The organism is Staphylococcus sp. Ze2 (assembly GCF_048568365.1).
GTDB lineage: Bacteria > Bacillota > Bacilli > Staphylococcales > Staphylococcaceae > Staphylococcus > Staphylococcus xylosus.
Window position 1 is genome coordinate 231,755 of sequence record NZ_CP183486.1, and the last position, 24,281, is coordinate 256,035.

At 33.4% G+C, this 24,281-nt stretch carries 18 protein-coding genes; 7 read left to right on the top strand and 11 right to left on the bottom strand.

The window, feature by feature from the left end:
* Positions 1-426 precede the first annotated feature (426 nt).
* From ACM591_RS00970 to ACM591_RS00990, 5 genes are all read left to right on the top strand, one after another.
* A complete protein-coding gene (locus tag ACM591_RS00970) occupies positions 427-2,283 on the top strand; it encodes a diflavin oxidoreductase (RefSeq protein ID WP_326026096.1) in 1,857 nt (618 codons plus the stop codon).
* A 132-nt stretch (positions 2,284-2,415) separates the two neighbouring features.
* The gene (locus tag ACM591_RS00975) at positions 2,416-3,483 is read left to right on the top strand and encodes a WD40/YVTN/BNR-like repeat-containing protein (protein ID WP_138406174.1); all 1,068 of its coding nucleotides are present in this window, start codon (positions 2,416-2,418) and stop codon (positions 3,481-3,483) included.
* 186 nt (positions 3,484-3,669) lie between these two features.
* Positions 3,670-4,110, top strand: coding sequence for a LytTR family DNA-binding domain-containing protein (locus ACM591_RS00980; protein ID WP_029378758.1), 441 nt, complete (start codon positions 3,670-3,672; stop codon positions 4,108-4,110).
* Positions 4,107-4,583 carry a DUF3021 domain-containing protein gene (locus ACM591_RS00985; RefSeq protein ID WP_138406172.1) on the top strand — a complete coding sequence of 159 codons (477 nt, stop codon included), beginning with the start codon at positions 4,107-4,109 and terminating at the stop codon, positions 4,581-4,583. Before ACM591_RS00980 ends, ACM591_RS00985 begins: the two co-directional genes overlap by 4 nt.
* Positions 4,570-5,040: a DUF4188 domain-containing protein gene (locus ACM591_RS00990; protein ID WP_138406171.1), complete on the top strand. Its 471-nt coding sequence runs from the start codon at positions 4,570-4,572 to the stop codon at positions 5,038-5,040. Before ACM591_RS00985 ends, ACM591_RS00990 begins: the two co-directional genes overlap by 14 nt.
* Positions 5,041-5,651: 611 nt before the next feature.
* Here ACM591_RS00990 and ACM591_RS00995 read toward each other — a convergent pair.
* The 5 genes from ACM591_RS00995 to ACM591_RS01015 all read right to left on the bottom strand — a co-directional run bounded on the left by ACM591_RS00995 (position 5,652) and on the right by ACM591_RS01015 (position 13,558).
* Positions 5,652-6,836 carry a thiolase family protein gene (locus ACM591_RS00995; RefSeq protein WP_038679492.1) on the bottom strand — a complete coding sequence of 395 codons (1,185 nt, stop codon included), beginning with the start codon at positions 6,834-6,836 and terminating at the stop codon, positions 5,652-5,654.
* A 32-nt stretch (positions 6,837-6,868) separates the two neighbouring features.
* On the bottom strand, positions 6,869-9,127 hold the full coding sequence (locus ACM591_RS01000; protein ID WP_029378754.1) for a 3-hydroxyacyl-CoA dehydrogenase/enoyl-CoA hydratase family protein: 2,259 nt from the start codon (positions 9,125-9,127) through the stop codon (positions 6,869-6,871).
* A 42-nt stretch (positions 9,128-9,169) separates the two neighbouring features.
* A complete protein-coding gene (locus tag ACM591_RS01005; RefSeq protein ID WP_029378753.1) occupies positions 9,170-10,378 on the bottom strand; it encodes an acyl-CoA dehydrogenase family protein in 1,209 nt (402 codons plus the stop codon).
* Positions 10,379-10,439: 61 nt separating this feature from the next.
* Positions 10,440-11,966: a class I adenylate-forming enzyme family protein gene (locus tag ACM591_RS01010; RefSeq protein WP_326026940.1), complete on the bottom strand. Its 1,527-nt coding sequence runs from the start codon at positions 11,964-11,966 to the stop codon at positions 10,440-10,442.
* Between the two features lie 17 nt (positions 11,967-11,983).
* On the bottom strand, positions 11,984-13,558 hold the full coding sequence (locus tag ACM591_RS01015) for a CoA-transferase (RefSeq protein WP_216715575.1): 1,575 nt from the start codon (positions 13,556-13,558) through the stop codon (positions 11,984-11,986).
* Between the two features lie 1,142 nt (positions 13,559-14,700).
* Here ACM591_RS01015 and mgtE point away from each other — a divergent pair.
* A complete protein-coding gene (mgtE, locus tag ACM591_RS01020; RefSeq protein WP_216715576.1) occupies positions 14,701-16,086 on the top strand; it encodes a magnesium transporter in 1,386 nt (461 codons plus the stop codon).
* Positions 16,087-16,542: 456 nt separating this feature from the next.
* Here mgtE and ACM591_RS01025 read toward each other — a convergent pair whose 3' ends face one another.
* From ACM591_RS01025 to ACM591_RS01050, 6 genes are all read right to left on the bottom strand, one after another.
* Positions 16,543-17,496: a metal ABC transporter substrate-binding protein gene (locus ACM591_RS01025; RefSeq protein WP_029378749.1), complete on the bottom strand. Its 954-nt coding sequence runs from the start codon at positions 17,494-17,496 to the stop codon at positions 16,543-16,545.
* Positions 17,497-17,507: 11 nt separating this feature from the next.
* On the bottom strand, positions 17,508-18,350 hold the full coding sequence (locus tag ACM591_RS01030; protein ID WP_326026093.1) for a metal ABC transporter permease: 843 nt from the start codon (positions 18,348-18,350) through the stop codon (positions 17,508-17,510).
* Positions 18,343-19,080, bottom strand: coding sequence for a metal ABC transporter ATP-binding protein (locus tag ACM591_RS01035; RefSeq protein ID WP_029378747.1), 738 nt, complete (start codon positions 19,078-19,080; stop codon positions 18,343-18,345). The genes ACM591_RS01030 and ACM591_RS01035 overlap by 8 nt, the downstream gene beginning before the upstream one ends.
* A 297-nt stretch (positions 19,081-19,377) precedes the next feature.
* Positions 19,378-20,448, bottom strand: coding sequence for an acyltransferase (locus tag ACM591_RS01040; protein ID WP_038679489.1), 1,071 nt, complete (start codon positions 20,446-20,448; stop codon positions 19,378-19,380).
* A gap of 303 nt (positions 20,449-20,751) precedes the next feature.
* Positions 20,752-22,131 carry an MFS transporter gene (locus ACM591_RS01045; RefSeq protein WP_029378740.1) on the bottom strand — a complete coding sequence of 460 codons (1,380 nt, stop codon included), beginning with the start codon at positions 22,129-22,131 and terminating at the stop codon, positions 20,752-20,754.
* 163 nt (positions 22,132-22,294) lie between these two features.
* On the bottom strand, positions 22,295-23,095 hold the full coding sequence (locus ACM591_RS01050; protein WP_029378739.1) for a Cof-type HAD-IIB family hydrolase: 801 nt from the start codon (positions 23,093-23,095) through the stop codon (positions 22,295-22,297).
* A gap of 210 nt (positions 23,096-23,305) precedes the next feature.
* On the opposite strand from ACM591_RS01050, the gene cidR reads away from it, so the two are divergent.
* Positions 23,306-24,193, top strand: a complete 888-nt coding sequence (cidR, locus tag ACM591_RS01055) for a cidABC operon transcriptional activator CidR (protein ID WP_029378738.1) — start codon at positions 23,306-23,308, stop codon at positions 24,191-24,193.
* Positions 24,194-24,281: the final 88 nt, after the last annotated feature.

The following is a 24,281-nucleotide window of genomic DNA, read 5'->3' on the forward strand; positions in this document are numbered from 1 at the left end:
AAAACATAAGATTAGTACCATCCATATAAAGGTCCGAGGCATACATATATGTCTCGGACCTTTATTAATACATCAACCTGAAGCAAATTATTCCTACACATAAAATCAAAGGTGCTCTTATTGATTTTCATGCTCATTATGTATTGTCTTTAGCCTAGTAAACATTTTGAACCAAACATTTGCGTTCTTAGTTATCTTTACCTGATTGTGAGTCAGAAATCTCTTTAGAACAATAAAGTTTTGGGTTCTTTTTATTTATTTCATAGTACAAAATATATAGGTCATTAGTTTGATTTTCCATAAATGATAATCCATATCATTTAAAATAATTTAATCAATGTTATAATTCAAGAAAATTCAATATAGTTTATTTTGGGTGTTTTCCACCTATTTTCTATATAAATACTATAAATAGAGGTGACTTTTTTGCAACTTAATCAAACCAACACCCCTTTTAACGAGGAGCAATTGGCGCTCATAAATCAACTACTACCAATGCTTTCGACAGAACAGCAACATTGGTTAAGTGGTTACCTTATCAACCCAAATGCACATCAGTCTGAGCACGATACTTCAGCAACACAAGAACCAAACACCGCAGACAACCCAGAGTATGAAACAGATAATACAACTTCTATAGTTAATTCAGCAGAACCTATAGATGTTAATATATTATATGGTACAGAAACAGGTAACGCTGAAGAAATTGCCGAAACATTTGAAGGTAAGTTGAAAGAACATAATTTTAATGCACATTTATGGGATATGGATGATTTCTCTAAAGAATCATTAAGCGATGTTGAACATCTCTTTATCATTTGTTCAACACAAGGTGTGGGTGAACCCCCTATTAATGCTTTAGATTTATATGACTACCTTCATAGCGATGAGGCGCCTCAACTAGAAAGTGTTAACTTTGCAGTATTAGCTCTTGGTGACCAAGACTTTCCAGATTTTTGTCAGGCCGGCAAAGACTTCGATCATATTCTAGGTGAACTTGGTGCAAATAGAATAGCTGACCGTGTGGATTGTGATTTTGACTTTGAAGAAACTGCCGAGCAATGGATTTCAAATATGCTTGAATTGCTTTCTCAAACATCAACGAATATAGATACGATTGATGAAGATGATGAACCTGTCACTATAGATGAACCTGAAGTGCCATTTTCCCGATCAAACCCTTTTCAAGCAGAAGTGTTAACAAATATAGTACTCACACAACCAGAAGCTTCTCGTGAAGTACGTCACTTAGAATTATCACTTGAAGGTTACTCTGAAACATACGAACCTGGAGATAGCCTAGTCGTTATGCCGCACAATGACTTAACATTAGTTTCAAGTTTAATCTCAGCATTAGGTTGGGAAGCTGATACTAATATTCAACTAAGCGACAATGATGCGCCACGCTCACTTAAAGATGTATTGTTATATGACTTTGAAATCTCTAAATTAACACCCGCGCTCTTGCACAATGCGGCAGAATTGTTTGGCAACCCAATGTTAAATGCAAATGTCCAAAAATCAGAATGGATTCAGAATTATATATATGGTAGAGATGTGATTGATTTAATTCAAGACTTCACACCCGTATCCTTAGAACCTCAAATGCTGCCACAACTATTAAGAAAGTTACCACCAAGAGAGTATTCTATAGCGAGTAGTAATCAGGTCAATCCTTCCAGTGTCGATATTACAGTTCGTGTTGTTAAGTACGAAGCTCATCGTCGCGAGCGTTTTGGCGTTTGTTCTGTACAACTAGCAGAACGGACGCCTATAGGAGACAAATTACCCGTATACCTTAAAAAGAATCCAAATTTCAAATTTCCTTATGAAGCTGATACACCAGTGATTATGATTGGAGCTGGAACTGGAATAGCGCCATACCGGGCTTACCTTCAAGAGAGAGCTCACTTAGGTCTAAAAGGGTCACAATGGCTCATATTTGGTAATCAAAATTATTACCACGACTTCCTCTATCAAAATGATTTAGAGAGTTGGCTTAATGAAGGTGTATTAAGTAAATTAGATTTAGCTTTTTCAAGAGAAACAGAAAATAAAATTTATGTTCAACATCGCATTGAGGAAAATAGTGCTGAATTTTACCAATGGATTACTCAAGGCGCTATTATTTATCTTTGTGGTAATAAAGACGAGATGGCAAGTGGCGTCCATCAATCACTGATCAACGTTCTTAAGAGAGAAGGTAATTACAACCAAGTAGACGCTGAGAACTATTTGACAGAAATGATAAAACATCAACGTTACCAACGTGACGTATATTAATCTGTGGAGCCAGTAACTTAATTTCAATAATGTTTTAATTATCATTAACTATAAAAGTGTTATGCATGCACTGACAAACGTAAGCTGAATCCATGATTAAATTACACTTAAATTTTAAAAGGTGGCTATCATATGACACAATTTGCAATCACTTATGACAATGCATTAATACTAATTAATAAGGAACATAACGAAATCCAACTCGAAAGAAAACTTGAAGGTATGAATATCATTTCAATAGCTCAAGACCCTAACGCTAAAGACATTCTTTATTGCGGCACGTTTGATCGTGGTTTATGGAAAAGTGTGGACAAAGGTCAAAATTGGTTCCCTATTGGTACACGTTTCACATACAATAGCCCCTTCAAACATGATGACATTCACATGACTTCTATCACTGCAGTTACAGTTATAGATACAGGCAATCATCATAGTTCTGTGCTCGTAGGTACTGAACCTAGCGCTTTATTCATATCAGATGATCAGGGAGATTCATTTGAATTACTCACTGATTTTAGTCATATTGCTGGTAAAGAACACTGGTTCTTCCCACCTAGACCACATACTCATCATGTGAAATGGTTTGATACAAATACTAAATCATCAAATGTCATTAACCTCACAATTGAAGCTGGTGGTTTTATACAATCTACAGATTCAGGCCAACATTGGTCAGCACCACAAACTCAAGATACACCTATTGATATTCACGTGTTAAAAAGCTATCCAGATTATCCGAATAAATTGTACGGAGTATTAGGTGATGCTTTCTTAAATGGTGGACGTGATACATTTATTGAAAGTGATGATTATGGTAAGACTTGGACAACGTTTATTAAAGGAATTGAACACAGATATGGCTATGGTTTAGCGATAAATTCTCAAAACCCAGATAATATTGTCATCGCTACTTCAAACTCTCCATATAACGCACATAACTATGGAGACAATACCTTTTCAACCATTTACACTATTAATAAAGCACAAGATAGTGAGTGGACTGAAGTAACTACAGGACTCCCTTCCCCAAATGGCACATTGGTTTCATCTATTACCGAGCTAGATGGCACCTTTTATATTGCCAATAATAATGGAGTCTATTACTCAGATGATGGTGGTATCAATTGGACAGCATTTGACATCACATGGCCAGATTCACTCACATCTCAACACGCACATCAATTTATTACTTTAAATTAGAAATTGTTAAACGCATAACCTTAGATCTTGGTTGTTAACCAAAATTTAAGGTTATTTTTTTGCGCAAACATAACAATATTTAGCGGAATATATACCACTTAAACGTAAATACATGCCACTTATATAATTTATATAGTATTTATAGTTAAAATTTGTTTTACTTATGGCAATAGGAGGTGTGTCTTTATGGATTTAGAAATAATACACGATAATAATTTACCCAAGGGCAAGGTTATCATTCAAAGTCACAAACATACTGAACAATTACCAGAAATTATCGCTTTTATGAAGCAACTATCTCAAAACAAATTATTTCCCGGAAAATATAATAACGATATTTACTATATCAAACATCAAGATATTATTAGTTTTCGTATAGAAAATAAAGTTCTAACGATTATAACGTCAGACCATCAATACACCAGTACTCAACGCTTATATGAAGTTAAATTACAAATTAGCATGCAATTTCTACAGATTTCAAAATCTGAAATAATTAATATCAACTATATCGATCATTTGAAACTAAATAAAAATGGCACTATCGAGATTCGTTTTACTAATAATGACTTCACATACTCTTCACGGAGATATTTGCCATTAATCAAGGAGGCTTTAAAATTATGAAACGTTTATTTCGCGGGGCAACCATCGGTATTGCCATTGGTGTCATCATTGCTTTAATCTTTTCATCTATTTTTGCTCGCACAGCTTTTCATCCTGTCTCACCGGTATCAACCATGGGACACTTCTATTTTCAACATTTAAACGAATTACAAATTATGCTTATTTCAGTTGTTATCTGGGCCTTAATTGGTGTTAGTTTCAGTTTTGGCGAACTCATATTTTCAAGTTCTAGAAAATCGCTCTTGTTTAAAACATCACTTCATTTTAGCCTTATGTTTATGCTTATGTTGCCTTTAGCTATACTAGCAGGATGGTTTCCACTTAAATTATCAGCAATTTTGTTTTTCATCATCATCTATACAATTACTTATTTTATAATTTGGATCATAGAAACGAGACGCAATCAAAACGATATCAATGAAATTAACGCTATGCTTTCTAGCAGAAGGAATGATAAAAATGAACAAAGGTAGATATACTGTGTTACCAAGCAAACCGATTACTCTATTCTTAATTGGCCTTCGTGTGAACAAGTGGTATAAAATTCATAAATGGTTACCCGTTCTTTTAGCTATGCCGCCTATGCTCAAGGAGTTATTAAATAATAAGTCACTCGGGTGTCTATCTTATGAAATGTTTTTTAAATATCGTGGCGTGATGATAGTCCAATATTGGGAGTCGAATGAACAACTTTTAAATTATTCAAAAATGCCAAAACACTTAAAAGCGTGGCGCAAATTTTCAAAGGCGTTAAGGCAAAATGACGCTGTCGGATTCTATCATGAGACTTATAATTCAGAATCAAAGCAATATGAAAATATTTATCTCAATATGCCAGACTTTGGTCTAGGTAAAGCACGTGCATATGATAATCAAATAGTAAATAATGCAACACAATCTGCAAAACAAAGACTACGTGCTCAAAAATAACCTCAGTTTCAGTGTTTTAAAAGTAAATGCATATTAAACATAATAAGGCCGAGACATCATGTTTGGTGTCCCGGCCTCAGAACATTGACAAACCCTTCGCAAATTAATGCGAAAGGTTTGTTTATTTTCTTATTTAAATAAATTTTTCAAAATAGTAGTAATCTTTCAGACCATTAATGGTCCTTTTATTAGTCACATTGCGATTTTTTAAGATTCATGTCAGCACAAATCAGTGTGATATCCATGGAAACTTTGTCATGGCTTCTATACCTCGTTCATCGCATACCACGCTGCACTTTTGCATCATCAAAGCTTCTCTCTACTGTTTGACTTCGCATTTTATATTGTTTTTTACTATATCCACCAATCTTATATATTCAACATAAACACCATCACTGTTTAATTTACATATATTATCATAATTTTTTTGTCATATTGGCAGTGGTTTATGCCGACTCCTGCTGGAATAGCACTAGCCCAAGACTACAGGCTAAGGCAGTGCCCGCGGAAAGCGTGCATAAAAAACTGCCAACAAAGTCGGAGACTTTGTCGACAGACTGAGGCTGTGACATCAAATATGATGTCACGGCCATTATTATATTCATTATATATTACCTTATATATTCGAAGATGCCTGCAGCGCCCATGCCGACACCGATACACATTGTTACCATGCCATATTTTGTATCTGGTCTTTTCTTCATTTCCGATAATAATCTCCCCACCAACATAGCACCGGTCGCACCTAGTGGATGTCCTAATGCAATTGCACCACCATTGACATTCGTCTTCTCAGTATCTAATCCAACTTCTCTCATAGATGCTAATGTTTGAGATGCAAAAGCTTCATTTAATTCTACTAAATCTATATCGCTAACATCTAAGTCAGCTTGTTTTAACACTTCAGGAATCGCGTAAGCGGGTCCGATACCCATTAATTTAGGATCTACACCAACAGCTTTAAATCCTACAAAGCGTGCAATTGGTTTAACACCTAATTCCTTTACTTTTTCTCCAGACATCACAACTACGAATCCGGAACCATCTGTTAATGGTGCAGATTGTCCAGCGGTCACTGTGCCGTCAGCCTTAAATACTGTACGTAGCTTAGCAAGTGCTTCTTTATTTGTGTCGGGTCTAATCAATTCGTCATCTTTAAACACTTCTTTGCTAATAACCGGACCATTTTGATCATAAGTCACCTTATTGACCTCTATAGGAATAATTTCATCTTCAAATTTTCCGGACTGCTGCGCTTCTGCTGCTCGTTGATGACTTTGCACAGCGTATGCATCTTGGTCTTCTCTCGAAACATTATATGTTTCAGCAACCATTTCTGCAGTCAATCCCATAGGATAAGAAACACCAGAATCTTCATCTTGAAGTATTGGATTATTCGTTGGTTCATTGCCTCCCATTGGTACTGCACTCATCAATTCAATACCACCAGCGACAAGGACATCTGCTTGGTCAGCAATAATTTGATTTGCCGCATGTGCAATCGTTTGAAGCCCTGAAGAACAATAGCGATTCACCGTTTGTCCTGGAACTTCATTAGGCATACCTGCAAGTAATGCAATCGTTCGTGCAATATTTTGACCTTGCAAACCTTCTGGGAATGAGTTACCGACAATCACATCTTCTACCATGCTTGGCTCAAATGAACCTCCAACTCTTTCTAATACACCTTTTAATACTTTAGCGGCCACCTCATCTGGTCTTTCATGAGCCATCGCACCATTTTTTGCTTTACCAGCTGCTGAACGTCCATAAGCAACAATATATGCATCTCGCATTTAAGTTCACCCTTTCTTATCCTGATTAATGATTAGTTACGTAGTGGTTTACCTTTTTCTAACATATGTGAAATTCTGTCATACGTTTTTTTGTTTTGTAAAAGTTCTAAAAATCTCTCTTTTTCAAGTTTTTGCAAGTATCTTTGATTAACGTAAGTGTTACGCGGAATATCTCCACCCGATAATACTTCTGCCACTTTCAACGTAATTTCATAATCATAGTCACTGATAAAATGACCCATACGTTGTGCGTCTAACTGGCCTTCAGCTAATGCTTTAAAGTCTTTTCCTAACGCTATATATTGTGTTTTTGGCGTTGGCACATAATTTGTTTCCGCTTCATAACGCGCTCTGTTTAAGGCTACCTCTACACGTCTTTCAGTATTTAAAATTACTGTATCTGTATTTCTTAAATAACCAAATTGGATAGCTTCATAGGCATTAGTTGAAACTTTAGCAAAACCAATTTGCATTAATATATCCGTAATTGATTTTTGTTTATCATCATTTTTATGATTCGTACGTAGCACTCTATCTGTTAATTCAGCGAGCCCACCACCAGCAGGTAATAAGCCAACTCCTGTTTCAACAAGACCTATATAAGATTCACTTGCAGCAACTACAATTGGTGAATGTAAAACTAACTCACAACCACCACCTAAGGCTCTACCGTGAACTGCTGTCACTACTGGTTTCAATGAATATTTCAATCTAGAGAATACATGGTGTAGTTGTTCAACTGCTGCGCCAACTTCTTCTACTACACGACCTTCTTCATGTGCTTTTTTCATTTGGAATAAGTTCGCGCCAACACTAAAGTTATTTCCACCGCCATAAATGACCATGCTCGTATAATCTTCGCTTTCTAATTTATTAATTGCATCTAATAAATCATCAAGAAAACCATTAGAGATAACATTATTTTTACTTTGTAGTTTTAATAAAAGTTGGTCTTTATTGGCTACTGATAAATTTGAGTCCTCTTTATCCCAAATTTCTTCATCAATATATTCTGCTACCGGTGTAATTCGCTCGATTGATTCACCTTCACTATAGAATGGCGCAGTACGTTGTTCTATCCAATCTGGTAGCTGACCTAACTCTTCTTTCATACGTGATTTCACACGTTCGAATCCCATTAAATCCCATAGTTGAAATGCTCCTAGCTTCCAATTGAATCCCCATACTAATGCACGATCAATATCTTTGAAGGATTCTGCAGCTTTCGGCACATTAACTGCTGAATAATAGAAATTATTTCTTAACGTTTCCCATAAGAACACGCCTGCATCATCTTGTGCGTTAAAGATAACGTCTAAATTATTAACTAAGTCTTTACTGAATTTACCTAAAATTTCTAATTGTGGTTGTTCAGGCGCTACATAATCATTCTGTTCTGGGTCAAACACATAACGCTTTTTATCTACTTTTTTATAAAACCCTTGTTTAGTTTTATTACCTAACGCGCCATTTTCCACTAATTTTTCAGACAGTTTAATATCGTGGAAGAAGGGCTGTTCTTCAGGTATACTTTGTAATCCTTTGATAACTGCTATAGCGATATCTAATCCTACTAAATCAGACAAGCCATATGTCCCCATCTTAGGACGCCCAATACTTCGACCCGTTAATGCATCTACTTCTGTTATAGAAAATCCTTGTTGTTCAGCTCTATACATAATGTCATTCATCGTTTGAGTACCGACGCGGTTAGCAACAAATCCTGGCACGTCATTTGCAACAATGACACCTTTACCAAGTACGTCTTCAGCAAATGCCTGCACACGTGCAATAACTTTTTCAGAAGTATTACTATTTGGAATAACCTCCACTAATTTCATAATACGTGGTGGGTTGAAGAAATGCATTCCAAAGAATCTTTCTTTATCTTGTGTATCAAATACATTTGCGATTGATTCGATTGGTATTCCTGAAGTATTCGTCGCAAATATCGCTTCTTTTTTGGCAACGTCTTTCACTTTAGTCCAAACTTGATGCTTAATATCTACTTCTTCTTTAACTGCTTCTATATAAATATCTGCATCATCTTGTCCTACTAAATCTTCATTGAAATTTCCGTAAGATAAATTGGATGCAAATGCTAAATCAAATAATTGTGGACGTTTAGGATTTGTTATAATCTCATATGCTTTTCTTGAAATTTTATTAGGATCATTTTCATCAATCACAATATCTAGCAGTTTTACTTTTAGCCCTGCATTAACAAGCAGTGCTGCGATTTGACTGCCCATTGTACCTGCGCCTAATACTGTTGCTTTTCTTATCGTCATACTAAACCCTCCAAATTTTTTCTTGAATTACATATATGTGTGCTAAATAAATGCCGAATCACCCGTGATTGCTCTTCCAATTACTAAGGCGTTAACTTCATGTGTGCCTTCATAAGTGTAAATAGCTTCAGCATCTGCAAAGAATCTAGCGATATCATATTCTCCAGCTAAAATACCATTACCTCCATGTACACCACGTCCCATAGCTACAGATTCTCTTAATCTTAATGAGTTCATCATTTTCGCAGTTGAGGTCGCTACTTCGTCGTACTCTCCATTAGCCTGCATGCGAGCAAGCTGTGCACATGTAGCCATTGCTTGCGCTAAATTACCTTGCATCATGGCTAATTTTTCTTGAATTAACTGGAACTTACTAATCTCTTTACCAAACTGTTTACGTTTTGTTACATAGTCTGTCGTTGCTCTCAAAGCACCAGCCATAGCGCCTGTAGCCATATATGCAACACCAGCACGTGTAGAGTACAAGACTTTCGCAATATCTTTAAAGGAATTAATATTTTGCAAACGTTTATCCTCTTTGACGACTACATTTTTCAATCGAATTTTTGCGTTAGGAACAATTCTTAATGCTATTTTATGTTCTAACAGTTCAATTTCCACACCTTCTTGACTTGGTTCAATGATGAAACCTTTTGGCTTACCTGTATCGACATCAACCGCATATACAGGCATAACATCAGCTACATTTGCTCCGCCAATCCATTTCTTCTCACCATTGATAATCCATTCATCGCCTTCTCTTTTAGCCGTCGTTTCTAATCCACCTGCAACATCAGATCCATGCTCTGGTTCAGTTAATGCAAAACATGTACGCAATTCATGAGATTGTAATTTGGGTAAGTAGTAAGCTTGTTGTTCTTTACTACCACCAAACCAAAATGAATTATGTCCTAATCCTTGATGGACACCTAACAATGTCGCTAAAGAGACATCAAATCTTGCTATTGTATATGACATAAAGAATTGGAACATTTGGCTTGGTGTTTGCGCACCTTCACGACCTTCAAAAAGTAATGGGTTTCTGAAATAATTTAATTTACCTAACTCTTCGAAATAACCTTCTGGTTCAGTAGCATTTAACCAATGCTCATTGACTGAATCTCGGTATTTTTCTTCTAACATGTCATTCAACTGTTTTAGCAGTTTAACTTCGCCTTCCGTTAAATCTTTCGCAATGCTTAAGATGTCCTCTGGGTATAGTGCTTTGATTGTTTCTTCTTTTGTTGGCATAATTAAAACCTCCATTGTAATGTTTGCGCTTACATTTTTATAGAAAAAATTTGCTTATTAATTAATTTAATTCATCTTTACCTTGAGCTAACTTCTGAGCTTTATCATTCATGTATTTCTTAAGTTCCAACTTGTCTGCTTTTGAAGTAGAATTTAAAGGCATATGTGTCAGTTTTAGATATAATCTCGGTATTTTATAACCTGCAATGTTCTCTCGCATATGTTTATCTAATTTCTGTTCAAAGTCTGGGTCATCTTCAGTAAGTACAACCGCTGCAGAAACTGATTCACCATATTTAGGGCTATCATATCCGACAACCACACCTTGAGCTACAAGTGGATGTTCTGATAATACCGCTTCAACTTCGGAAGGTAATACATTCTCGCCACCAGTAATAATCATTTCTTTGCGGCGATCAACGATATAGATATCACCATCTTCATCTACTTTGGCTAAATCACCAGTTAAGAAATATTCACCATGAAACGTTTTTGCAGTTTCTTCTGGTTTATTCCAATAACCTGGTGTCACGTTATTCCCACGAACCCCAAGTTCACCAATTTCTCCAACTTCTACTTCTTCTAAATTATTATCAAATATGCATATATCCATGAACATTACTGGTTGTCCAATACTACCGGGCTTCTGCGCCCCATTCTCTGGTGTATTAACCATGACGAGTGGTGCTTCAGTTAAACCATAACCGTTAATAATAGAATATCCCATACTATTAAATTTCTTTTGAACCATTGGTAATGGGGCTGAGCCACCTTGAATTAAGAAATCGATACTTTCAAAGTTTTTCAGGTCAAAATTTTCAGCTACTAACATTGCATAATACATCGTTGGAATCTGAATTAAATAATTTGGCTGGTACTGAGCCATTAAATCATTTAAAGATTCGCCATTAAAGTAACGTTGCAGTATAAGCGTGCCACCAGCCATTAATAAAGGTAGTGTCAAATCGTTAAACCCTAATACATGAAACATAGGTGTTGAAATAATAGTTGTGTACGTCGAATTAATTTTATAAGTTAGCGCTATATTAATTGGATTATTGACAAAAGAATCATATGAAAACATAACTCCTTTAGGCAATCCCGTCGTACCACTTGTATACATTAAAGAAGCTAAATCACTTCCTTCAACACTTACAGTATTGAAAGGGCGATGTTGTGTTGGGTCTACAATGTCATCATATACTTTTGAGTCTATATCCATGTGTAGTAATTCATCTGCAACGCCTTCTAAACTTGAAACATGCTTTTCAGCGTAGAAAATGAGTTTCACATTTGAATCAGTGATAACACTCTCAATCTCCTGCGTTTTTAAACGCCAATTAATCGGCAAGTATACTGCACCTAATTTAAATGAAGCAAACATTAAATCTAATAGCGCTACATCATTAGGTGTGAATATACCGACGACATCACCACGTTTAATACCTTGATCTTGTAAATAATTGGCTAAGTTTTCTGCACGAATATTCAAATCTTTATAGGACCATTCAGTGCCTTTGAATGGATCAATCACTGCGGCTTTATTATCGTCAAACGTTGCTCTTGTTTTAATCCAGTCGTAGTTCATATTTTTCTCCCCCTTATTTAAATACGATGTTCCGACTTAATTGCTTGAGACAATCCTCCCCATTCATCTTGATAAATATCGCTATCGGTCACTTTGATATCATCTGCAATGATAGGTTTAAATGCCATATGTGCTAAAATGTCTTTTTCTAGATCCAAGCCAGGTGCTATCTCAAGAAGTTTTAACCCCTTAGACGTTAATACAAAAACTGCGCGTTCCGTTACAAAATAAACTTCTTGCTTTAGTTCCAAAGCGTTGTGGGCGTTAAAATCCGTATTACCAATATTATTTACAAATTTTGAAGTATGACCCTCTTGCTTCACAGTTACTTTGTTATTTTCATACGATAGTTGACCCCCGACAACCATCGAACCTGAAAAAACAATGGTGTGCACTGTTTGGCTGATGTCTATAAAGCCGCCACAGCCATTCATTTTATCTCCAAACTTTGAAACATTTACATTTCCATATTGATCAACTTCGGCAAAACTGAGATACGCTACATCTAACCCATCGTTATAAATGAAATCCCATGTCATGTCGTGTCTCATACGAGCACTCAAATTATAATTCATACCAAATCGCGATCCACTACTGATTAAACCACCGAAAACACCTGTATCAATATTTGGTTGTACTAGATGATTCACTTGTTCTTCAATTAACACATTGGATAATTCATTATTTATGCCAAAACCAATACTGATTACGTCTCCCTCGAGTAGAAATTGAGCTGCACGTCTCAAGATTACTTTACGGGTACCTAAAGCTATATATGGTTCTCGCATCTTAACAATTTGATAATGACCAGAGAGTGCTGGATCATAATGTGTTTGTACGACCTGTCTATGAAGCTTTAGATTCGTATTAATCACTACATAATCCACTAGCTTTCCTGGAATAAATACATCGCTTGGGTTAAAGCTGCCTTTTTCTACAACATCTTTAACTTGAACAATCACTTTTCCTTTATTCCTATGCGTTGCAGCCGCCAAACTATAACCTTCGCCTAAATGGGCCTCATGAGTCATATAAATATTTCCATCTGTGTCGGCATATGTACCTCTTAATAGTGCTATATCAATATCAGGAAAATGATACTGTAAATACTTTTGATCATTAATTTCTATCAATGACACTAAATCCTCTGTTGTACATGTATTGACTTTACCTCCTGAATAACGAGGATCTACATTGGTATTTAGGCCGATTTTAGATATTATGCCTGGTGAAGCGTGTGTTTTATTTCTATAGTGTGTCGTAATCACACCTTGTGGTAAATAATATGCTTCAATGTCATTATTGCGCATTGCATTGATGGTTTCTGGTGAACCAGTAATGATGCTTGTAATTAATCGCTTAATCATACCCCTTGTTGTAAAAGAATCTAAATCATAACTATCTCCACGATAATCACTAATGTCATTCGCTAGCATAAAAGTAAAATCCTTAAAAGATTGATCTTCATCATTATGTTCGACTAACGTTTTCAATATCTCAGCTGGTAAATTAGCCGTTGATAAGGCTGCCAGAGCTATAACATCACCTTTTTTAATGATGCTTGTTAAATCTGAAAATGGAATAATTTTCATATAGGTGTCTCCTATCTTTATTTAATCCAAACTGTTATACATAATTTCCCCTTTTAAAGCCTCTCCTTTTTTATAAATGTAAGCCCTTACATGTAATATACCATTATTTTTGAAAATTATGCAAAAATTTCAAAAATTACAATTAAATTCCTTTTCACAAATTATAATCAAGGTATTTATCAACTAAACATCATCTGCAAACTAATATTTTCATCTAATATACTTAATGTTATCTGGTAATAATTATAGAGGCAATAATACCTGAGAGTGCTTGTGATGATTGGTTAATAGTCTACTATTATTCAAGTTCTATAAATCATAAGAATTTTATTTTTGTGAAGAAAGTTAACGTTTTAAGTTATGTTTTTTTACACAAATTTTGAATACAAAAACTTTTATAATAATATGTAAATGTAATATAAATTCAAAACAAAGGGGTGCTTGATTATGTTATCTGGATTATTAGGACCAATCGTTGATTTAATTGCTGCTTTAGGACTTTAATTTCTTTGACTCAGAATTCATAGACAATACTTCATATTCTCATTTCATAGGAATGTTGATGATATCAATTTAAACAAGGGGGCGCTTGATTATGTTATCTGGACTATTAGGACCAATCGTTGATTTAATTGCTGCTTTAGGACTTTAATTCTCTGACTCAGAATTCATAGACAACACTTCATATTCTCACTTCATAGGAATGTTGATGATATCAATTTAAACAAGGGGGCGCTTGATTATGTTATCTGGACTATTAGGACCAATCGTTGATTTAATTGCTGCTTTAGGACTTTAATTAAACACAATCAGTGCATTGTTATAAACATCAAACTAAAACACTTTCGCCGAATTTATTAAGCGAAAGTGTTTTTTATATCTGGACAGCTACGATCGTCTGCTTTTTTAAAATAAATAAAAGCGAAACTTAACAATTATGTATATATCGCGCATCATATAATTATAAATATCTAATTTATATATTAGGTTAGCCTAAATATATTGTTAAGAAGATGAAAATATGTCATAATTGCACACATGGTTTTTAAGTGAACAAGTAAATAATTATGAAATACTTTGTATGAATATGATGTCTATCACCTTCCCTTAAATAAGACACCCTAGTGATTGGAGATGATAAAATGAAAGTAAACAATAATATTCTAGAAAGAAATAACGCGTTATTCAATAAATATGAAGCGTTATTGAAAATGATTCAACAAGGAGAAGATAGTCAATTTATATATAGTTTTTCTTGTTTACATCCATATGAAAAAAGTGAATTTTTCTTGCTAGTGGATGAAGAAGAAAGGTTATATATGTATCACTGTCTAAATTCGGAAGAAATGGCACAAATTTTAAGTAATACCGAAAGCCTAAGACAAGATATGTCAATTATCTTTAAAGAAATGCCTAATGATTTTTCTAGAGAAGCAATATTAAAAATGTCAGATGACGATGCAACTTATGTATTAAATTTATTAGATAATGATCAAAGATTAGAAATTTTCAACTCCTTACCAGATCAGAAAGCATATGAGCTTAAAAATTTAATGAGTTATCACCACGAAACTGCTGGCAGTATCATGACAACCGAATATATATCAATTTCACCAACAATGACAGCTGGAGATGCATTGAAGCATATTAAGACACGTTCCGGCAAAGTACAAACGATTTATGTAGTCTATGTAGTAAATAACGATAATGAACTTATTGGCGTGCTTTCTCTCAGAAACATTATTAATTCAGATCCTACCCAACGTATTAGCGATGTGATGAATTCAGATGTTATTAAAATTGAGAGTTTTATAGATCAAGAAGAAATTGCACATGTGATGCGTAAATATGATTTCTTAGCCATCCCAGTAGTTGACAATTATAATCATCTAGTAGGAATGATTACTGTAGATGACATCATTGATGTAATCGATAAAGAAGCAAATGAAGACTATCTAAAAATGGCCGCTCTTGACCATGTGAGCGATGCAGAGGGCACAGTCATTAATAGAGCAACTAAACGTTTACCTTGGTTAATATTACTTACCTTTTTAGGGATGATTACTGCCACTATACTAAGTTCTTTTGAAGATACTTTAGCTAAAGTGTCACTGCTCGCAGCGTTTATTCCTATTATTAGTGGTATGTCCGGTAATACAGGTACACAATCATTAGCAGTATCAGTAAGAGGGATATCTACAGGAGAAATGAAAAAGAAAAATAAATTTAAGCACGCCCTAAAAGAATCAACGAGCGGCTTAATCACTGGTAGTGTATGTGGCTTTATCCTCTTTTTAGTTATATTAATTATTTATAGCCAACCTTTATTAGGTTTGATTGTAGCTATCAGTTTAACAATTGCTATGACAGTAGGTACTACAATTGGTTCATTAATACCATTCTTAATGACTAAGATAGGTATTGACCCAGCTGTCGCTAGTGGTCCCTTCATCACAACGATTAACGATATCGTAAGCATGCTAGTATACTTCAGCCTTGCTACAACATTTATAAGTTCTCTCACTTAAAATATGTTCCATTTAAAACGTCACTACTCAATTATTTGAGTATGTGGCGTTTTTTGTTAACTTCCTTTAACTCACTCGATATACTTATTAATTTAAACACCGTCTGGTTAGGCATTAGTCAGTCACTGAACATTTAAAATAGTATTAGAATGAGATAATAATCTAATTTAGGTAAAAAGATTTTATCGCCCCACTACCAAGTCAAAATGACTAGGATTGGTAGGCATAAAAGATTTACCTGAGATGAAATTCTTATGTAATCACTACTAATATGCACAAGTAGACGACCTGAACAAAGGCTCATGCAGACGTCCCATCCTTATAAACAAAAAAACGGCAAGGCTAGACAAGAATCTAATTTTACTCATTAGATATCGCCGTCTTGGCCTTATCATTTTTAGTTTATTGAAGTTTTTACTTATAGTATAAATGTCCCTCTAGTGCTATTAATTTTCTTTATTTTTTCAATCCATCTGTAAGCACATCTAAATTATATTCAAGGTATTTCAAATAAGTATCTGCTTGCTCACCTTTTTTACCTATTTCATCTGAATAGATTGGCTTTTTATAAATAGGTACACCAGTTTCGTTAGATACTGTTTTCATTGGACGTGTATCGACGTTAGATTCTACAAATAAAGTAGCAGGTTTATTACTTTTTATAAATTTAGTTAAATCTTTGATTTGATTTGGAGTGCCATTCTCATCCGTATCAATTGGCCAAATATAACCTTCTTTTAGATCATAACGGTCAGTCAGATATTGAAAGGCTTGCTCACTAGCTACAAATACACGGTCTTCTTCAGGGATACTACCGAGTTGTTGGTTATAGTCATCCTCAATGTTATTTAATTTCTTTAAGTATTCTTTTTCATTAGCTTCATAATAACTTTTATATTTGGGATTTCTTTCTGATAATGATTTTGTAATATTTTTAATCATTTTTTCTCCAACATTTGGGTCGATGAAAGCATGTGGATTTACTTCTTTATTACCATCTTCGTCTTTAATGTATTTAGGTGAAACCCCTTCTGATACTTTAATAGCATTCTTTTTAGAAAAATCGGTAGAACTTAAAGCTTTAGAGAGCCAACCTTGATCTCCACCTTCTAAATTCAACCCATTATAAAAAACTAAATCAGCTTGAGATAAATGTTTAATGTCGCTTGGTTGCGGCTCGTAATCGTGTGGATCTGTACCAGTCGGAACAAGATTGGTTACTTCCACATGTTTCCCACCTATTTCTTTGGCCATATCCTCAATCATTGAAAAACTTGTAACGACTTTAACTTTATCTTTATCAACAGCTTCCAGCTGATTGTCAGAATCGGTGTCTTTTTGATTATTGCCACATGCTGATAATATTATCGTTAATAACGCTGTAGCTAAAATTAATATTATTTTTTTCATTGTGAGACCTCCTATCTAGAATTTATCATTTTCCATAGCAATCCATTTTTCGGTGCTAAGAAGAATGTAATGATGAATATGATTGTAATTACCAACACGATGACTACGCCTGATGGTAAATTAAATGTCACGCTAAAGAACAGTCCAATCACAGATGACACCATACCTATCAACGCAGAAGTTAAGATCATCGTTGATAACCTTTTGGTCAATAAATAAGCCGTAGATGCTGGCGTAATTAATAATGAAACAACTAAAATCACACCTACTGTTTGTAGTGAAGCTACAGTTACTAACGTTAATAAAACCATAAGCGTATAGTGGGTGAATTTTACTGGTAAGCCAGACGCAGCTGCCATTGTGGGATCAAAACTGGATAGTAAAAATTCTTTATAAAATACAATAATGACTATCAAGACAATCGCTACTACAATAAATGTGATAGTTCTATCTTCTGGCTTCACAGTTAACACGTTACCAAATAAAATTTCTGTCAAATCTATGGATGACTGTGCTTTAGTAATGAGTAATACACCCAGCGCTAAAAATGAAGAAAATACAATACCTATTGAGGAATCACTCTTAATCTTACTGTTTTGGTTAACAAAACCAATGCCTAATGCCGCTAGTACACCAAATACCACAGCCCCATAAAAGAAATTAATCCCCATCATATAAGAAATTGCCACACCAGGTAGGACAGCATGTGAAATCGCGTCTCCCATTAAAGCAAGACTTCTAAGTACAATAAAGCACCCTATCACACCACAAATCATCCCTATTACAATTGAAGTAATGAGCGCTCGTTGTAGAAAACTAAATTCAAATACATCGTGTATAAACTGACTAACCATGATGCGCCCCACTTTCTGAAGCGATTAAAATATCAGTACCGTAGGCAGCTTTTAAATTACTGCTATTAAATACTGTCCCTACCGAACCAAAATCAATTAATCGTTTATTTAAAATAATTAAACTATCAAAGTATTTCTCTACTTTAGATAAGTCATGATGAACAATTATAATTGTTTTACCTTTTTGAGATAACTCTTTTAACAATTTGACTATAATTTCTTCACTTGTAATATCGATACCAACAAAAGGTTCATCTAATAAAATAAGATCTGTTTGTTGAACGAGTGTTCTCGCAATAAGTACACGTTGAAATTGTCCACCTGATAGCTCTCCAATTTGATTATCTTTATACTCAAGCATATTTACTTTTTTAAGTGCCAATTCAGCCTCATGTTTTTGTTTTTTACTTGGTAATTGCCACGGTTTTAATATCGGATAAAACCCTAACATCACACAATCTAAAACTTTCATTGGAAATGTTGAATCAATATTACTTTTTTGTTCGACATATGAAATATTTTTAGGTTGCTTAGCTATTGGCAAATCGTTGAAGCGTACTATGCCTTTATGCGGCATCAAATTAACTATAGACTTAATTAACGTTGTTTTGCCTGCCCCATTAGGCCCGACAATGCCTACAATTTGTCCTTTTATAAGTTGGAAAGAAACATCTTGTAACGCTTCTGTTTTATTTTCGTACGTTACAGATAAATTTTTTATATCTAACATGAAATTACTCCTTTCCTTCTTTTATGATATAAAAACAATAATATTAGGCTAACCTAATTTATATATTTAGTCAATAAAATAATTTTATTCAAGATGTTATTAAAACAATAATTATATGTTTAACTTTGCAGTTATTTTTGATTTTAAAACGATTGGCAGATCAAATTAATGTTATCGCTTAAAACCTAAAATGTTAAAATTCAATTTTTCCTTATACTTAAAGAAATAAAAAATAACAGCTAATATTTCTTAAATATAAATAAAAAACTTCCCACCTAAGGCAGAAAGTTTGAATGGCTATTTATTTTCTAAATTTTTATTTACGATTGCTTTTTTAGATGGAATAGGAACAATAAAACTGGAGAAAGGTAATTTACTTATTAAATAAATCACTAATACTGAAATACATAATACAATGATATATGAAGCAACAAATGTAGAAGGATTATTTACAATATCAACATATGGAGTTTGTCTATATACCATAATTATAAAAACGTGAATTAAATAAATTCCCATAGAATAATTACCTATAACTGTTAAAGTTTGAGTTAACAACGTATGATTCTTAACATGGCTATAAAATATAATTAATAAAGCAAGAAAAATTGGTATATATATAATATTAGCAACGTTCGTCGAACCATATAAGTTTGTAGTGTCAATTTTAATAATTAAATCGATAAATAGAAGGATTCCAATGATTTTGAAATATATTTTATACTTTAAAACAATATCATTAATTTCTTTATAATACTTCGCATAACAGATACCGAGGAAAAAGAAAGATATCCAATTTAAGATAAATGCTTTACTATTAACGAACGTATTTAACATTTCACTATACAAAGTAACTGCACCACTACCATAGCTTAACCAAAGCGCATTAATCAGCGTTCCTATTACATACGCAATAATCAGTGGTGCTCCTTTTTTCAGTTTATGCACAAAAGGAAATAACACATAAAATTGAATCACTACTAAAATAAAGTACAAATGAATTTCTGCAGTCCCTAAAAGATAGTACTTAATTATTGGTGTTCCTGCTGGATAATACGTATTCGATAAAAGTATTCTCAATATAAGATATAAAGTAGTCCAAAGTATATAAGGGATTAAAATTTTTGTGAATCTAGATTTAATAAAATAAGGTAGTTCGAACTCACGCTTTAGTGTCGAACTTGTAAGTAAAAAAGCACTAATCACTGCAAAAATAGGTGTCCCTAACCTCGCTATTTGATTAAAATAAGATAAAACTGGGTCTACGATAACACCATTTGAATTATATAATTGTGCCGTTAAATGTATACAAAGCACTAACATCGTTGCTATAGCTCTTATGACTGGTATTTCTCCATAGTATTTCATAAACTGCACCTCTAAATTTGTTATAAGCATTTTGTAAATTTAATAAAATTGCAACTAATTGATGATAACATGTATTATAAATTTAAAATACAACTAATACATAATTATAATTCAACACGCATATAATTTGTTCACAAGTTTTCAAGAAATAGATGCACGTTATCTTTTCTTAATATTAATGTAATGAAATTTTTTAATAAAAAGAGGGCAGGATGGAAACTAAAATTTTCAAATTAGTTTCTTAATCCTGCCCTCACAGTATTGATTAGATAGCTATAATATTATTTATTTGCTCGAAATAAATTATGCTTTTATATTTTTAGGAATAATGATTTGCGCTACAATGATACCTATAATCATCAAGGATACGCCTGTAATCATTGACCAAGCAGCTGCTACACTAGCACTATTCGATACTTGTAATGTCGCGAAAATAGTCGTGTACATTGCTATACCAAAAGCACCGCCTAAAGTAGCACTCATTTTATAAAGTCCTGATGCTAGACCCACCTTTTCATCAGGAATAGTTAATATTGCAACAGTTAAACCAGGCGTTGCACACAAACCATTACCAATGGCACAAATGACAAAACCAAACGTGACAGCTGCAATATACCATTCAGATGGTAAAATAGTTAAACTGATAAATATAATACCAATTGCAGGAAAGGCTGGTCCTAATAGTAACATTGGTTTTCCACCATGCTTCATCGATATTTTCTCACCTAAACGAATCATTAAAATTGCCATAATTACATAAGGTACTGTTACTAATCCAGATTGAAATGAACTCAACCCTAATTCAACCTGGGCATACATATTAAACACCGTTGTAATACCTACAGCTGAGTTTAAAACAAAATTTATCACAGATGATCCCATTAAACCACGATTGCGAAATAACTCAAAATCTATAAATGGTAGGTGTTTACGACGCTCAAAGAAGTAAAATATAATTGTCGAAATAACAAAGATACTTAAACAAATCATTGAAAAAGGACTTGTCCAACCTTGTTCAAAGCCTTGTGTTGCAAATAAAGTAATACTTCCTATAAGTACCGCAAATATTAACATACCTGCATAATCGAAAGGTCGTTTGTCTATAACTTCCTTAGCTTCTTCTTTTGTACCAAGTAATAATAGAAATGCAATAATTGCTATAATAATGGATAGTATAAAGTTAGATTGCCAATTAATATATGTAGCAATCAATCCTCCCACCATAGAGGCTAAACCTATACCACCTACACTACCAATCATTAAATAACTGAAAGCTCTTCGTAATGCTTTACCATTAAATTGATCGTTGAACACACCAACTGTTGAAGGTAATAATATAGCTGCAGAAATCCCTTGCAAAATTCTACCAATAAGTAGTAGCGCTGTAATATCAGAAATAATAATTAATAGTGAACCTATAATACTTAAAATAATGCCAATATAAGTCATTTTTAAGCGACCAATTTTATCTGATATATCACCGGCACCCACCATAAAAATACCCGTTGCAAAAGAAGTAATACTAACAGACAAATTCAAAATTCCTGGAGTAGTATGATAAGTCTGTTGGACTGGTGTTGATATATTTATAAACGATTGGGCAAATAGCCAATACGTTAATATACTTAAAACAATTGCTAAAATCAATTTATTGCCAGAGCGTGAATGTTCGCTTGTGCTCATGATGTAAAACGCCTCCTAATATCAATAATAAAGCTAGAATAATGAAAGTTTCTTAAAAACTCTCCTCATTCTACTCCTAACTGATAATATCACAGAAACATTGAATTATTGTGAGCATTATAATGTTTTTAGTTGTTTTTTAGTAGTTTTTCATATTCACAACTTATTTAAAGCCTAATAATAAATTAAGTGTTTGTACCACACCATCTTCATCATTATTTTTTGCTATTAAATTAGCTTCTTTCTTTAATTCTGGGTATGCATTGTCCATCGCAACTTTATATTTAGCTGCTTTAAACAAATCAATGTCATTTAACCCGTCCCCAAATGCTATTGTATCTGTGGGACTTATTTGCAGTAATCTTTGTATTCGCCGAATCGTTGTCCCCTTATTAACACCTAAATCTGCGATATCAATCCACTCATCATCAGAAGCTATAATATAAACCTCTGACTCATAATGCTTTATTTGATTAGCAGTAGTCTTACAATTTCCCATAGCATCATGAGCTGAAATTTTTAAGAAATCATCTTCAACTTCAGCAAAATCATTGATATATGTTACGTTTTGAAATGAGCCATGCACAATTTTCTTTTCAATTTCTGGTATGTGATTTAATACATAAGCGCCCTTTTCAGTACAACCTAATATGGTTTGTGTTTGATCAATATCTTGAATCGTCTGTATAATTTCTTTCCCTTTTGTATTTTCAATTTTGGCATTATAAATAAACTCTCCATTATATTTAATCCTCGTTGCACTATCTCCAACAATAAATGTATCTTTGGACAACTCTCCAATAATACTTTCAACACGCTCACATTGTTTTCCAGTACAAAAGACAAAGCGAATTTGATGTTCTTCACAATTTTCTTTTAATAATTGAAAAGATTCGCTATTAAATTGACTGTCACTATTCAAAAAAGTACCATCCATATCTGCAACAATAAGCTTAATATTCACTTTTATGCCCCCTATGATTAATATTTATACTAATTGTATCTATTTGCTAATAGAAAAAACAATATTTACATTCAATAAACTAAGTATTCTATTCTTCAGTGAAAAAATATATAACTTTTACCACATTAATAGTTGATATATAATAAATATATAAATTCAATATACAATAAGCATATAAATAACGCTTTTATTTAAGGAGAGCAAAATATAATGGAGCTCAGACATATGAAGTACTTCGTGGAAGTGGTTAATTTAAAAAGCATGACTAAGGCAGCGTCAAAACTATTTATTACACAGCCTACTATTAGCAATACAATCAAATTATTAGAAGATGAATTAGATGTTACTTTATTTCACAGATTTAAAAACCAAATTTATTTAACAGACGCTGGTGAGGCATTTTTCTTCCAATGTAAAGAGATGCTAAAAATGTATGACAACATTCCTAACGATTTAAGCAATTTACTAGAAATGAAGTCCGGTCATTTAAAAATAGGCATACCCACTATCATTAATATACGAAAACTGATTAATTTAATTTCTCAGTTTCATGAGTCTTATCCAAATGTGACTTTCCAACTTTTTGAAAATGGAAGCAAAAAAATTGAAAATGATATTTATTATGGAGATTTAGACATGGGCATCACCGTTTTACCAACTGATACTAAAATTTTTAGTACTTTTGCATTTTTAGAGGAGTCTCTAAAGCTCGTCGTGCATAAAAACCATCACCTCGCTAATAAACAGATGATAGATATAGAAGATTTAGTAAATGAGGAATTTATTTTATTTAACTCTGACTTTTATCTAAACGATAAAATTATTAATATTTGTAGAAATCATGGATTTAATCCAAATGTTATTTTTGAAACAACACAATGGAGTTTTATTGGAGAAATGCTTTTAAATAATATGGGCGTTTGTGTGCTACCAGAAGGAATTTTAGAATTATTAGACTCTGATTTAACAGCAATAAACATCAATGAAGCATCGATGAAATGGGAGTTAGCACTTATTTGGAGAAAAGATACAATAGTCGATTCACTTACTAAAAATTGGATTAAATTTATACAAGAAAACTTTTTATTGAATGATTAAAGAACAAGGTATTTGTAAATTTTATACCTTTATAAATTATAGATATTTTATAGTTATAACTGCTCCTCCTATAATTTAATGTGTAATA

What these genes read in the sequence shown, in the direction of transcription:
- ACM591_RS00975 (WP_138406174.1), top strand. Translation starts at nt 2,416, where the DNA reads ATGACACAATTTGCAATCACTTATGACAATGCATTAATACTAATTAAT.
- ACM591_RS00980 (WP_029378758.1), top strand. Translation starts at nt 3,670, where the DNA reads ATGGATTTAGAAATAATACACGATAATAATTTACCCAAGGGCAAGGTT.
- ACM591_RS00985 (WP_138406172.1), top strand. Translation starts at nt 4,107, where the DNA reads ATGAAACGTTTATTTCGCGGGGCAACCATCGGTATTGCCATTGGTGTC.
- ACM591_RS00990 (WP_138406171.1), top strand. Translation starts at nt 4,570, where the DNA reads ATGAACAAAGGTAGATATACTGTGTTACCAAGCAAACCGATTACTCTA.
- ACM591_RS00995 (WP_038679492.1), bottom strand. Translation starts at nt 6,836, where the DNA reads ATGCGAGATGCATATATTGTTGCTTATGGACGTTCAGCAGCTGGTAAA.
- ACM591_RS01000 (WP_029378754.1), bottom strand. Translation starts at nt 9,127, where the DNA reads ATGACGATAAGAAAAGCAACAGTATTAGGCGCAGGTACAATGGGCAGT.
- ACM591_RS01005 (WP_029378753.1), bottom strand. Translation starts at nt 10,378, where the DNA reads ATGCCAACAAAAGAAGAAACAATCAAAGCACTATACCCAGAGGACATC.
- ACM591_RS01010 (WP_326026940.1), bottom strand. Translation starts at nt 11,966, where the DNA reads ATGAACTACGACTGGATTAAAACAAGAGCAACGTTTGACGATAATAAA.
- ACM591_RS01015 (WP_216715575.1), bottom strand. Translation starts at nt 13,558, where the DNA reads ATGAAAATTATTCCATTTTCAGATTTAACAAGCATCATTAAAAAAGGT.
- mgtE (WP_216715576.1), top strand. Translation starts at nt 14,701, where the DNA reads ATGAAAGTAAACAATAATATTCTAGAAAGAAATAACGCGTTATTCAAT.
- ACM591_RS01025 (WP_029378749.1), bottom strand. Translation starts at nt 17,496, where the DNA reads ATGAAAAAAATAATATTAATTTTAGCTACAGCGTTATTAACGATAATA.
- ACM591_RS01030 (WP_326026093.1), bottom strand. Translation starts at nt 18,350, where the DNA reads ATGGTTAGTCAGTTTATACACGATGTATTTGAATTTAGTTTTCTACAA.
- ACM591_RS01035 (WP_029378747.1), bottom strand. Translation starts at nt 19,080, where the DNA reads ATGTTAGATATAAAAAATTTATCTGTAACGTACGAAAATAAAACAGAA.
- ACM591_RS01040 (WP_038679489.1), bottom strand. Translation starts at nt 20,448, where the DNA reads ATGAAATACTATGGAGAAATACCAGTCATAAGAGCTATAGCAACGATG.
- ACM591_RS01045 (WP_029378740.1), bottom strand. Translation starts at nt 22,131, where the DNA reads ATGAGCACAAGCGAACATTCACGCTCTGGCAATAAATTGATTTTAGCA.
- cidR (WP_029378738.1), top strand. Translation starts at nt 23,306, where the DNA reads ATGGAGCTCAGACATATGAAGTACTTCGTGGAAGTGGTTAATTTAAAA.